This window comes from Tissierella pigra (assembly GCF_018917845.1).
In the GTDB taxonomy this organism is placed as follows: domain Bacteria; phylum Bacillota; class Clostridia; order Tissierellales; family Tissierellaceae; genus Tissierella; species Tissierella pigra.
The window spans coordinates 649,328-662,364 of sequence record NZ_JAHLPJ010000001.1; the positions used below are offsets into that span (position 1 = coordinate 649,328).

Sequence of the window (13,037 nt, forward strand, 5' to 3'; positions counted from 1 at the left end):
GATAGATGGTTCTTTTATATAAAAGAACCATCTATACTTTGGAGGAGAAACGTATGAAATTAATAATACCAATTATAGTTGGAGCCATTATAGGATATTTTACAAACTGGCTTGCCATAAAAATGTTATTTAGACCTCATTATGAGAAGAAAATATTTGGCATAAAGATTCCTTTTACTCCTGGGTTAATACCTAAAGAAAAAGATAGAATAGCTAAGAGTATTGGTGAAACCGTAGGTATACATCTATTGTCTCCAGACACCATAATAGATTCTCTCGCTAATAAGGAAATAGACGATGAAATTAAGTCCTTTATTTATAATAAAATAGAGAAATTAAAGGAAAATCAACAATCTATAAAAGAATTTTTAGAAAATGTACTCAACAATTATGATGGATTTGTAGCAGAAATAGAAATAAAAATAAAAGATTTAATTATGATACAAATTAGAAAACAGAAATTCAGAAACTTATTAATTAAATCTATTACTGAAAAAGTCAATAATATGGAATGTGAAAATATTTATAAGGCATTAAATGAAAAGCTAAAGGAAGTTTTAGTAGAATTATCAAGTTCTTATGAATTAAAGAAAAAAATAATAGAACTGATAAAGTCAAAATTAAACAATTTATCAGATGATGAAAGAAAGTTATCTGAAATATTGCCAGAAGAAATAATTATTTCAATGAATAATTATATTGATGACAATAAAGATGAAATCGGAAATAATATAAGAAATGGTTTTAAAGACCCTGTTATACAACAAAAACTTAAAAATTCCATATCTGAATTGGTGTTGAAAAATATAAGTAAGGTAATTATGGCATTTGTAAGTCCAGATACCATAGCTGAAAAGATATTTCATATGATCGAAAAATATATAGATAGTGAAGATACAAACAATGATGTTGTAATGCTTATTAAGTCTCTATTGAATAAATTATTGGATTCAAAGGTTTCAGATATATCTCAAAGGGTATTGGACAGTACTTCTGAGGAAGAGCTTGAAAAAGTAGCAAGTATATTAATTGAATATATTTCTAATGAAGATAATCACAATATAATATTAAATATCTTAGGGGAGAAGCTAAAAAAATCTGAATTGGAAAATAAAGAAATTATAATATCTTATTTAGATGGAAATATAGGTAGGATTTTGGAAAGTGAAGAACTTGAAAAAAGTATAGATTCATTTATAAAAAGTATTATGGAGGAAGTTTTAAACAAATCCATTTCATCTATGGTAGAAAAAATAGATAAAGATAGTGTTTCAAGATTATATAGCTCTCTACGAAGCATATTTGATAAATTCGCCATAAATCAATTGCCAAAAATAATTGAATTCTTTAATATATCGAGAATTGTTGAAGATAAGATTCAAAGCTTTGATGTAAATTTTACAGAAAAGTTAATTTTAGATATTGCTGATAAAGAGTTAAAGGCTATTACATGGCTAGGAGCATTACTTGGTGGAATCATGGGAATACTAACTCCTCTTCTTCAAATGTTATATTAAGATAATTTAATATCTTTGATTTTTAAGATAATATTTGATAAATTGGGTATATGTTGTATATGAAATGTATAATATATACTATATATAGTTATATCAAATAGAGGGGGAGCAAAATGTTACAGGTTGAAAAACGAAATGGAAATATAGTTGTATTTGAAGAAGATAAAATTGTAAATGCCATCAAGAAGGCCATGGGAGAAACAGAATTAGGTATTGATGAAGATCTAGCTAAGGAAATTTCTCATAAGGTCTTTTTAGATTTTAATAAGCTAGAAATTGTAAATATAGAAAAGATTCAAGACTTTGTAGAAATAGAGCTTATGAAATCACGGCCAGATGTAGCAAAATTATATATAATCTATAGAGAAGAAAGAGCAAAGTTAAGAGAACAGGGATGGGTTATGTCTGACCTTCAAAGGGATATATATGAGAAAAAGTATCGCTATGAAAATGAATCTTTTGATGGATTTTTAACTAGAGTTAGTGGTGAAAATGATTCTATAAAAAAGGCCATAAAGGATAAGAAATTTATGCCAGCAGGACGTATTTTAGCTGGTAGAGGATTACACAAACTTGGAAGAAAAATTACACTTAGTAATTGTTATGTAATGCCTAAAGTTGAGGATAATATTGAATCCATATTTGATACTGCAAAATACCTTGCCAGAACTTATTCTTACGGTGGAGGAGTAGGGCTTACTATTTCTAAACTAAGACCAAAAGGTTCCAAAGTAAATAATGCTGCTAATACTACAACTGGAGCAGTTTCTTTTATGGATTTATTCTCCATGGTTACAGGATTAATTGGTATGAGAGGCAGACGTGGAGCATTGATGTTGAATATGGATTGCAATCATCCAGATATAGAAGATTTTATTGATGTTAAAAATGATTTGTCTAAAGTGAATTATGCAAATATATCTGTAAATATCGATGATAAGTTTATGAATGCAGTAAAAAATAATGAGGAATATGAGTTATACTTTAAAGTTGAAGCTACAGGAGAAGAAATAAGCAAGACAGTTGATGCAGGAGAATTATTTGAAAAGTTATCTAGAAACAATTGGAATATGGCAGAGCCTGGTATATTATTTCAAAATAGGATTAACTCATGGCATTTAATGAGTGAAGATAGAGACTTTGAATTTGCAGGAGTTAACCCTTGTGCTGAGGAGACCTTACCTGCGTTTGGAAGTTGTAATTTATCTTCTATTAACTTATCTGAATTTGTAAAAAATCCTTTTACCAAATATGCTTATTTTGAATATGAAAGATTTGGTAAAATGGTAAGGGATGGGGTAATTTATTTAAACGAAGTATTAGATGAAAATATGGAATTACACCCATTAGAGCAGCAAAGAGAAATGTCAAGAGAGTTGAGACAGATTGGTCTTGGAATTATGGGGTTAGCAGATATGTTTATTAAGTTAGGAATCAAATATGGAGGGAAAGAATCTATTGATTTAATTCATAAAATAGGTCATACCATGGTTAATGAAGCTTTAAGACAATCAGCTTTACTGGCTGAGGAATATGGACCATTCCCAAGATATAATAAAGAAGCAATCCTTAGTTCACCATTTCTTATAGATAATGCAACGGAGGAAGTGCTAGAGCTAATTAAGGAGTATGGGTTGAGAAATAGTCAGCTACTAACTATACCACCTACGGGAAGTATATCAACATTAATAGGATGCAGCAATGGAGTGGAACCGATATTTCAAGTGTCCTATACAAGAAAGTCTGAGTCTTTACATCATGTAGACACATATTATAAAGTATTTACACCTATAGTTAAAGAATATATGGATAGAAACAATATTTCTAAAGAAGAAGATTTGCCAGAATTCTTTATAACTACTTCAAACTTAAACTATAAAGATAGAATAGAGGTTCAGGCAGCTTGGCAGCAATATATAGATGCAAGTATATCTTCCACAGTAAATGTACCAAATGAGTTTACAGTTGAAGAAGTAGAAGACTTATATATGTATGCTTGGGAAAAGGGATTAAAAGGAATAACTATTTATCGTGATGGATGTGCAAGATCAGGAATTCTTATTACAAATAAGGAAAAGGAAAATAGATTAGAAAAAATAGATGAATTGAAAAATGAAATAAATAAATTAGCAGAAGAACAAATAAAAGAAGACCCAGATACTTGTCCTATGTGTGCTGGGGATATGATGCACAGTGGAGGATGCTCAGAGTGTCAAGACTGTGGATATAGTCCTTGCTCATTTTAATTATTAAAAAACAAGCTAAATGATTGCCATTTAGCTTGTTTTTATCTTATTTAATTATTCTTTTAATACCTTTATTTTTTTTCCTTTTTAAAGAAAGCTTCTAAAACTGGAACCATAATTCCTGCTACTATTCCACAAGAGAATCCATTATTATAAAGATTTAATCCATTATGTATCTGGAATACATTGGCTACAACAGAAACATGAAGGAAGCCAGCAACTATACCAGCTATACATCCATAAGACCCTGCAATAGGTGCTAATGCTGTACCAAATAATGCTGCCATAATTACAGTTGTTGAAGAAGCATTAAAAATCTTTATTATAGCCGCCAGATATACACCAATAAAAATAGGTATTGAATTTCTAGGATGTTTACCAAAAGGAGCAAATGCCATAACAGTTACTATTCCAGCAACTATAGGTCCATTAAACACACCCTTAGTCAACAAAACATAAAAAATACATATAAGTCCCATTATCCCAATGTTTATATAAGCAAGTCCAAAGCCAAAACGTTCAGTAAAGTCACCTAATGCGTGACCGCTAGATTTTAGAACATCAGAATAACCTTTAAAACTTCGATCATTCATTATATATCCTACAATTAAATAGAAGACAGAAATAAAAATCAATAAATACTTCATAAACACACTATATTCTGTGGATAAAATAGATTGGGTTCTTATACTAAAACCAAATCCTTGAATTAAAGAGGTAATAAGTGTTCCTATTATACCACCGACAAACCCCATATTATATAAATTATATCCAGAATGAAAATGCACAATATGAAGAGCAATAGGAATAATGATAAATCCAATTAGTATACCAGTTCCTATACCTAAAGGAATACTAATGTAATAACTTAAATTAAGACCAAATGCTATTTCACTAACTGCAGGAGCTAGTGTAGTTGCAAAGAGAATAGGAGTCAGAATAGTTTTAAATTCTATTTTTTTATGACGACAATATAATAATCCGCCAACTAAAATAGGCCATACATTTCCAACATTTTTTCCAATAAAACTAAAGCCTATGACAGTTAAAATTGCTGCAATTAAAGGTCCAGTTAGGGAAATCTTTAAAAAATATACGATTGAAATACATAATAGACCTAAAATTCCAGCATTTAGAAAGGTAGCTCCTATGCCACCTACTGCTAAATAATCAGTAAGTAATATATCAGGTGCTATAACTAAATCGTACAAACCTTTAAATATTTCTTTAGGAGAATCAATTAAAAACCCTAGAATAATTAATAGGCAAGGAATAAAAGATAGTAAAATAAGATTAAGATGCTGAGTGGAAAAATAGTATCGTTGTTTTTTCATCGGTACCTCCAAGCTCAAATAGATTATTTATGAATTCATATATTATAATAAGAGAGTTTTATTATAACATAGAATTAAGTTTTTATGCTAGATAAATTTTTATCGAGAACTATATTTTTAATTTATAGGGTCTGAGCATGACAAGTAATAAGTTATTGATTTTATCTTTAAAATAGGTGATACTATAATTAGTAATAAAAAGGTAAATAAATTAATAAAGATGAGGAGTGTACTCAATGCATGAAGAATCACCTACAGTTTTAAAAAAATTAGAAAAGAAGATAAAACATTTTATTCTGTGGATAGAAGTTATAATGGCAATATTTATACTTGCCACAGTAATTGTAAGCTGTAAGGATATAATTGTTCTGATTTATAAAGTATTTATTACAGAGGCCAGTTCTTCTTATGTAGTCTTGCAAGGACTATTTGTACATATATTACTTCTAGTAGTAGGTTTAGAGTTAGCACTTATGTTAATAGGTCATACTGCTGGAAATGTTCTTGAGGTAATTCTGTATGCAATAGCAAGAAAAATGTTAATTAGCAGTTCAAATAGTATAGATATACTTTTAGGTGTAATTGCTTTGGCAATAATATTTGCAGTTGATAAGTATTTACATACAAAAGATGTAAAAAGACATTTATAAATATAATTTATTATTTGAGTTAAAGAGTTAATCTTTAGCTCTTTTTTTAAATGATAATATAATTTGAATTAGGGTAAAAGTCTCATAAGATAAGGTAAAATAAAGGAGAAATCATATGAAGAAAATAAAGCTATGTGCAGATATAAAGCATCCGCCTTATGAGTTTATAAATGATAAAGGAGAAGTAGATGGATTTAATATAGATATTAGTAAAGCCATAGGGAAAGAAATGGATATAGAAGTTGAGGTGGAGTTATTAGATTGGACGGAGGCAATAAAAGCCATGGATAATGGGGAATATGATGGCATTGAAGGAATGTCTTTCTCTGGTAATCGGCAAGAAAAATATGTTTTTGGTCCAGAGTATATTACAGTATTTCATTCTGCTTTTGCTTTGGAAGGTAGGCAAGATATAAAAGATATTATTAATTTATATAAATATAGAGTGGCAGTACAAAAAAATGATGTTGGATTTGAAATAATAACTAGAATGAGTTCCAATAAAAATCCAATATCAATATTTGTAGTATCTAGTCATGAAGATGCACTAAAATTACTGCTAGAAGGCAGAGTAGATTTAGTAGTGGGAAACAAGCTGACAATACTTCACTATGCAGAGAAATCGGGTTTTAAAAATAAATTGAAATTAGTTGGTTCACCAATTCACTTGACTAAGTATGGAATAGCATTTAAAAAAGGAAATGAAGTTATTGCAGATAAATTTACCATAGGTATGAAAAAAATAAAAGATAATGGTAAATATGAAGAAATATATGATAGCTGGTTTAATCACAAAATGGGCTATTTTGGAAAACAAATAATAGAAAATATAGATACAGGAGTAATATATATAGATAGACTAGGCAGAGTTACTGCAATAAACAAGTTTGCTAAGGGAATTTTAAATTTACCATTAGAAAAAATATTATTTAAATCATTTTATGAAACAGATATAGCTAAAATATTTAATACAACGGTTATACATAATATATTAGATGGTGTTGAAGATACTTATTATGCTAAAATAGAAATAGATAATATGGATAATAAAAAATATCTAGAAGTTAATTATACTAAATTACTAGATGATAAAAATATCCTGATCGGTGTATTAATTAATTTTATAGATATTACAGAACGTAAGAAGATGGAAGAAACCTTAATTAGAAAAGATAAAATGGAGTCTTTAGGATTTCTTTTATTGAATATTGCACATGAATTAAGAAATCCCCTTACCAGTATTAAGAACTTTATTGAACTTATACCAGAGCATATTGAAGATAAAGAATTTAAAGAATCTTTAATTTATCATGTTCCAAAACAAATAGATTATATAAATAAACTCTTTACTAGTCTATTAGAATACTCTAAGCCAGATGAAGCCAATATATCCACAGTAAACATAAAGGAATTATTGGAAAATGACATTATGAGGTCACTATGTAAACTTTCCAATGACTCTAAAGGAATAAAATTTAATATAGCCATAGGAGGTGACTTTACACTAAATGTAGATAAAAATCAGATAAAACAAGTATTGATCAATTTGCAGTTGATGGAGTTAAAGATACTGGTAATATAAATATCTACACTAAAGAAAACGATGAGAAAAAGACAATTTTAATAGAAAATGATGGGGATCAAATTTCAGAATCAAATATTTCAAAAGTATTTGATCCATTTTTTACAACTAAGAAAAATGGAACAGGTTTGGGATTGTTTATATCATATAACCTTATTAAAGAAAACAATGGGACTATTGAAGTTTCAAATATAGACAATGGAGTTAGAGTTTCTTTAAATTTTCAGATATAGGAAGTGATAAAAATGGAAAAAATATTAATTGTAGATGATGATGAGCCCATAGTAGAATCTTTGAAGTTTGCATTTAAAAATCAATATAAGGTTTATTTAGCGTATAATTCAGAAGAAGCATTGGAACATTATACAAACAATGAAATATCAGTTACCATCTTAGATTTGAAGCTAGGAAATGAAGATGGAATGGAATTATATTCTAAAATAAAAGATATGAATCCAGAAGCTGTTGTAATAATTGTTACTGCCTATGGCACTATTAAGTCTTCTATTGAAGCCATAAGAAGTGGAGTATTTCATTATTTAACAAAACCTATAGACATAAAAGAATTAGAATTTCTAATAGCCAAGGGTGCTGAAGTCAATAATCTTTATAAACAAATAAATTTTTTAAGTGCTGAATCTAGAGAAAAATATATAAAAGATGGAATTATAGGAGAGTCTGGTTCAATAAAAAGTATATTAAATACTATAGAAAAAATTAAGGATATAGATTCTAAAGTCTTGATTACTGGAGAAAGTGGCACTGGAAAAAGTTTAATAGCTAAGGCAATACATAGACAAGGAAATAGAAGACATAAGAAGTTTTATGCAATAAACTGTGCTGCAATACCAAAGGATTTATTAGAAAGCGAATTATTTGGATATAAAAAAGGTGCATTTACTGGTGCTTTAACAGATAAAAAAGGATATTTTGAATTGGCTCATGGTGGAACATTGTTTTTAGATGAAATAGGAGATATGGACCTAGGGATGCAAGGAAAATTATTACAAGCAATTCAGGAAAATGTAATAACCCCCATAGGTTCAGAGGAACCTATAGTTGTAGATGTAAGAATTATAACTGCTACCAATAGAGATTTACTTAATTTGGTAAAGGAAGAAAGGTTTAGAGAAGACTTATATTATAGATTAAATGTAATCAATATTCATATGCCTGCTTTAAGAGACAGACCAGAAGATATTGTTCCTTTAACTAATTATTTTATTTACAAGTATAGTAGATTATTGAACAAGGAGATTAAAAAAATAGAATATGATTTTATTGAAACTCTAGAGAAATATGAACTAAATGGAAATGTTAGAGAGTTGGAAAATCTGGTGGAAAGAGCCATAGCGCTAGTAGAGGGAGATGTTTTAACTAAAAAAGACATATTATCTCATATAAATAAGGATGAAAAATCAGAGACTTTTATAAATAAGAAACTTATTCCAATATTTGTAGGACAAACTTTAGAAAATATTGAGAAGAAGGTTATTGAATCTACTTACATGGAATGTAATTATAATCAAAGAGAAACAGCAAAAATACTTGGAATAACTGATAGAACCATAAGAAATAAATTAAAGAAATATATAGAACAGAATGATAAAAATCAATAGAATCAGGAAAAAAATACCTAAGAGGAAAAAGATTCCTTTAGGTATTTTTTCTTTTAAATTAAGATAAATAAAAGGATTTGGATTATTGGATATTTTCTAAACACTTCGAGTAGGAAAAAGTTTCTTCTTTTAGAATTGCTACAAAAAGGAAAATACTGTAAAAGGCTACTTTAGACAGCATAAAAGGTTGGCATAAGAATTGCTTTTAATAGATGTATATAATAAAAACTAAAGGAGTGTTAATATGAACTTTAATCAAAGATGGGAGATTATTGACCTAAGCCAAGAGATATATCAAGGTATGCCATTATTCGGTATACATCAGCCAACTTTTATAATGACAAACCAAACTCATGAGGAGAACATGAAGGCTACTGGTAGTGAAACATTGGGATTTTATGCAAGAAATATTTTAATGAGTGAACATGCTGGAACTCACTCAGATGCAGTTATTGAATATAAGCCAGGTGGAGCTCCAATGGAGGAAATGCCTTTAGAATATTTCTTTGGTGATGCTATATGTGTTGATTTAAGACATATTAGATACCCAGACTATATAGAAATAAAAGACATTGAAGAGGCTTTAGAGAAACATGGATTAGAAATCAAGAAAGGTGATATTTTCATAATGTATACAGGACATTATGATAGAACATATCCAGATAATGGATATGGTGGATTAAGTGCAAAACATTCAGGGGTTTCCTACGAGTCAGCAAAGTGGTTAGCAGAAAAAGGAGTAGTAAATATTGCTGTTGATTCACCAGCAATTGACCAAACTCCAGATGATTTAGATTTCTCAGGTCATCTAGTATGTGGAGAATATGATATTACAAATACAGAGCATTTATGTAATTTAGATAAAGTTGTTGGAAAGAGATTTCTATATATGGGATTACCTTTAAAAATCAGGGGAGGTACTGGTTCGCCAGTAAGAGCAATTGCACTATTACCTAAGAACGAATAATTATTATCTCTAGTATAATTTTTTAATGGAATTAGCATTGGAATATCTCATTATGCTATACTTACAAAAAAATTATCATAAATATATTTAATTTATTTGGGAATATATACTTAAATAAGGGAATATATAAATAAATATTAAATATTAGGAAGTAAGAGGTGGAAATAATGGGAAAGTATAATATGGAAGAATTACATGAACAGACTATAGCAATGCTTGAAAGAAGAGGCGTAAAATTAGAAGATATAGGAGAAATAGTATTACTACTTCAGAAAAATTATTATCCTGATTTAACATTGGAGTTCTGTGTAGAGAATATTAAAGCTGTACTAACAAAGCGAGAGATAATCCATGCTATTTTAACAGGAATAGCTTTAGATGAATTGGCAGAAAAAAAACTATTACCAGAACCGCTTCAAGATATAGTTGAATCCGATGAAGGATTATATGGAATTGATGAAATAATCCCTCTATCCATAGTAAATGTTTATGGAACCATAGGACTTACAAACTATGGATACTTAGATAAAGAAAAGATTGGAATCATAAAAAAACTAGATGGAATGAAAGGTGTTGCAGTTCATACATTTTTAGACGATTTAATTGCAGCCATAGCAGCTGCAACTGCCAGTAAGATTGCTCATTCAAGAAAAGATTAAAAATAGGTTCGATTAACGAACCTATTTTTAGTTATATGATTTCTTCAATTATTGCAGCAACCAACTGACTAGTTTTAACTAAATCTTCTATGGATATATATTCATCTACACTATGAGCATTAAACATACCAATTCCAAGGGTAGCTGTTTTGATTCCTTTTCCATTGAATATATTAGTATCAGAGCCACCACCTGTGGAACAAGGTCTATATGAAATATTTAACTTATTCATAGCTTTTTCTATTGTCTTTAACATAGGTTCTTCTTTGTCTAATTTAAAAGTAGGATAAGCATAGTTTACTTCAGTATCTACTGTACCATTGAAAACTTTAGCAGCCTCTTCCATGGTATCTACCATATGTTTAACTTGGTTATTTAATTTTTCTTCATTTAAGCTTCGAGCTTCAAATTCTATTTCAACTAAATCTGCAACAATATTAGTTGCAGAACCACCTTTGATAACTCCTATATTTGCAGTAGTCTCTTCATCTATTCTAAGTAAATTCATTTTATCTATGGCTCTTGAGGCAATTTGAATAGCACTTATACCTTTTTCTGGACTAAGACCAGCATGGGCTGCCTTTCCATGAAATTTTGCAAAGATTTGAGCTTGAGCTGGACCTTGGATATTTACGCCCCCAATTTCTCCACTGGCATCTAATATAAATGCTGTTTTAGATTTTATTTTGGAGTAGTCTAAATATTTAGATCCATATAATCCAACTTCTTCACATATGGTGAATACTACTTCTATATCACCGTGAGGTATATTATTTTCTTTTATATATTTGATTCCCTCTAAAATACCAACTATACCTGCCTTATCATCAGCAGAAAGAATGGTATTTCCTTTAGATTTAACAATGCCATTTTCAATAATAGGTTCAATATTTTCACATGGAGTTACAGTATCCAAATGAGCACAAAACATTATAGGTTCTGCTTCTTTATTTCCCTTTAAATAACCAATAAGGTTGCCAGTGTCTGAATTTGCCTTTATTCCTGCATCATCAATTATTACATCTAAACCTAAGCTTTCCATATCTTCTTTAACCTTTTTAGCAAAGTTTCCTTCTTTATAACTAGGACTTGATATTTTTACATAATCTAAAAATCTTGATAGAATTCCATCTTTATTCAAATTAAAATCCTCCCATCTATAGTATGATTTATATAAATCATACTATAGATGGAAGGTGATTTCAAATATAAGTTTTATTTAACTAGTTTGTTTCCAGAAATTTTATTTACCATAAGAGCTATAGCTCCATCTCCAGTTACGTTTGTTGCAGTACCAAAACTATCTTGGGCAACATATAAAGCTATCATTAGTGAAAGCATAGGCTGTGGGAAACCTAACATAGTTTCCAAAAGCCCTAAAGCTGCAATAATTGCTCCACCAGGAACTCCAGGAGCTGCAACCATAGTGATACCAAGCATTAGTATAAATGGAAAGAAAGATACAAAGCTTATAGCCATGCCATTTAACATCATTATGGCCATAGAACAAGAAACTAAAGTGATTGTACTTCCAGATAAGTGTATAGTAGCACATAGAGGAATTACAAAGTCAGCAATATCATCCTTAACTCCATTTTTCTTAGTTTGGGTCAGTGTAACAGGTATAGTAGCTGCTGATGATTGAGTTCCAATAGCTGTTAAATATGCAGGAATCATATTTTTTAACATTCTTATAGGATTACCTCCAGCTATTGTACCACCAATGAAGAATTGGATAACTAATGTAATTATATGAAGTGCAATTACCATTAGGAATACTTTCGAGAATACAGAAAGAATAGTTACTACTTGACCTGCATAAGTCATGTTTGCAAATATTCCAGCTATATGAAAAGGTAATAAAGGTATTACTATACTGTTTATAAGCTTTTCAATTATCTCTTGGAAATCGTTCATAAATTTCTTTAATGTATCACCTTTAATTGCTGCAATACCAAGTCCTAAAGTAAATGCGAGTAATAAGGCTGTCATAACATCAAATATAGGTGGCATTTCAACTGTAAAAAATCCAGTTAGTAAAGCCTCTTCAGGATTAGCAGCATTTAAGCTTAAACTGCCTGATTTTAAGAAAGTTGGCAATATAATGGAACCTGCAAGGTATGCGAAACTACCTGAAAGAATAGTGGAACCATAGGCAATTCCTGCAGTAATAGCCAATAGCTTTCCAGCTCCATCACCTAGATCACCAATTCCGGGGGCAACAAATCCTATGATTATTAATGGTATAGCAAACCCTAAGAAGTTGCCAAATATGCCATTGAAGGTTGCAAGGACCCTAACGGACCATTGTGGTCCAAAACTTCCTATTAGTATACCAATAATTATGGCAATAATTAGTCTAGGTAGTAAGCCTAATTTTTTCAAAATAATCTCCTCCTTCGTAAGATTTATAATATTATATCACTAATTTCGTTATGTAATACACTACAAATTTTGAAAGTA

Annotated in this window: 11 protein-coding genes; 8 read left to right on the forward strand and 3 right to left on the reverse strand. The window is 29.5% G+C overall.

Translation table 11 applies throughout. From position 1 onward, the window contains the following. Positions 1–53 precede the first annotated feature (53 nt). Both KQI41_RS03085 and KQI41_RS03090 read left to right on the forward strand, forming a co-directional pair. Entirely contained in the window at positions 54–1,517 is a 1,464-nt protein-coding gene (locus KQI41_RS03085; protein WP_195837907.1) for a DUF445 family protein, read from the forward strand. 113 nt (positions 1,518–1,630) lie between these two features. Further along, positions 1,631–3,763 carry an adenosylcobalamin-dependent ribonucleoside-diphosphate reductase gene (locus KQI41_RS03090; protein WP_154438933.1) on the forward strand — a complete coding sequence of 711 codons (2,133 nt, stop codon included), beginning with the start codon at positions 1,631–1,633 and terminating at the stop codon, positions 3,761–3,763. A gap of 71 nt (positions 3,764–3,834) precedes the next feature. Here KQI41_RS03090 and KQI41_RS03095 read toward each other — a convergent pair whose 3' ends face one another. Continuing rightward, positions 3,835–5,097, reverse strand: a complete 1,263-nt coding sequence (locus tag KQI41_RS03095; RefSeq protein WP_154438934.1) for a DUF1576 domain-containing protein — start codon at positions 5,095–5,097, stop codon at positions 3,835–3,837. Positions 5,098–5,333: 236 nt separating this feature from the next. On the opposite strand from KQI41_RS03095, the gene KQI41_RS03100 reads away from it, so the two are divergent. From KQI41_RS03100 to KQI41_RS03125, 6 genes are all read left to right on the forward strand, one after another. Continuing rightward, positions 5,334–5,747, forward strand: coding sequence for a hypothetical protein (locus KQI41_RS03100; protein WP_154438935.1), 414 nt, complete (start codon positions 5,334–5,336; stop codon positions 5,745–5,747). A gap of 115 nt (positions 5,748–5,862) precedes the next feature. Then, positions 5,863–7,329, forward strand: a complete 1,467-nt coding sequence (locus KQI41_RS03105) for a transporter substrate-binding domain-containing protein (RefSeq protein ID WP_154438936.1) — start codon at positions 5,863–5,865, stop codon at positions 7,327–7,329. A 41-nt stretch (positions 7,330–7,370) separates the two neighbouring features. Continuing rightward, positions 7,371–7,562 carry an ATP-binding protein gene (locus KQI41_RS19370; RefSeq protein ID WP_412034775.1) on the forward strand — a complete coding sequence of 64 codons (192 nt, stop codon included), beginning with the start codon at positions 7,371–7,373 and terminating at the stop codon, positions 7,560–7,562. A gap of 12 nt (positions 7,563–7,574) precedes the next feature. Further along, positions 7,575–8,948: a sigma-54-dependent transcriptional regulator gene (locus tag KQI41_RS03115; protein WP_154438937.1), complete on the forward strand. Its 1,374-nt coding sequence runs from the start codon at positions 7,575–7,577 to the stop codon at positions 8,946–8,948. A 244-nt stretch (positions 8,949–9,192) separates the two neighbouring features. Beyond that, complete coding sequence (locus KQI41_RS03120) at positions 9,193–9,915, forward strand: cyclase family protein (protein ID WP_154438938.1); 723 nt, start codon at positions 9,193–9,195, stop codon at positions 9,913–9,915. Positions 9,916–10,082: 167 nt separating this feature from the next. After that, on the forward strand, positions 10,083–10,574 hold the full coding sequence (locus tag KQI41_RS03125) for a phosphatidylglycerophosphatase A family protein (RefSeq protein WP_154438939.1): 492 nt from the start codon (positions 10,083–10,085) through the stop codon (positions 10,572–10,574). A gap of 31 nt (positions 10,575–10,605) precedes the next feature. Here the strand turns inward: KQI41_RS03125 and KQI41_RS03130 are convergent, their stop codons facing one another. Further along, complete coding sequence (locus tag KQI41_RS03130; RefSeq protein WP_154438940.1) at positions 10,606–11,715, reverse strand: M20/M25/M40 family metallo-hydrolase; 1,110 nt, start codon at positions 11,713–11,715, stop codon at positions 10,606–10,608. 74 nt (positions 11,716–11,789) lie between these two features. Beyond that, the gene (locus KQI41_RS03135; protein ID WP_154438941.1) at positions 11,790–12,959 is read right to left on the reverse strand and encodes a dicarboxylate/amino acid:cation symporter; all 1,170 of its coding nucleotides are present in this window, start codon (positions 12,957–12,959) and stop codon (positions 11,790–11,792) included. Positions 12,960–13,037: the final 78 nt, after the last annotated feature.

Coding starts and splice junctions, on each gene's coding strand:
- KQI41_RS03090 (WP_154438933.1), top strand. CDS start 1,631: ATGTTACAGGTTGAAAAACGAAATGGAAATATAGTTGTATTTGAAGAA.
- KQI41_RS03100 (WP_154438935.1), top strand. CDS start 5,334: ATGCATGAAGAATCACCTACAGTTTTAAAAAAATTAGAAAAGAAGATA.
- KQI41_RS03115 (WP_154438937.1), top strand. CDS start 7,575: ATGGAAAAAATATTAATTGTAGATGATGATGAGCCCATAGTAGAATCT.
- KQI41_RS03125 (WP_154438939.1), top strand. CDS start 10,083: ATGGGAAAGTATAATATGGAAGAATTACATGAACAGACTATAGCAATG.
- KQI41_RS03105 (WP_154438936.1), top strand. CDS start 5,863: ATGAAGAAAATAAAGCTATGTGCAGATATAAAGCATCCGCCTTATGAG.
- KQI41_RS03085 (WP_195837907.1), top strand. CDS start 54: ATGAAATTAATAATACCAATTATAGTTGGAGCCATTATAGGATATTTT.
- KQI41_RS03120 (WP_154438938.1), top strand. CDS start 9,193: ATGAACTTTAATCAAAGATGGGAGATTATTGACCTAAGCCAAGAGATA.
- KQI41_RS03095 (WP_154438934.1), bottom strand. CDS start 5,097: ATGAAAAAACAACGATACTATTTTTCCACTCAGCATCTTAATCTTATT.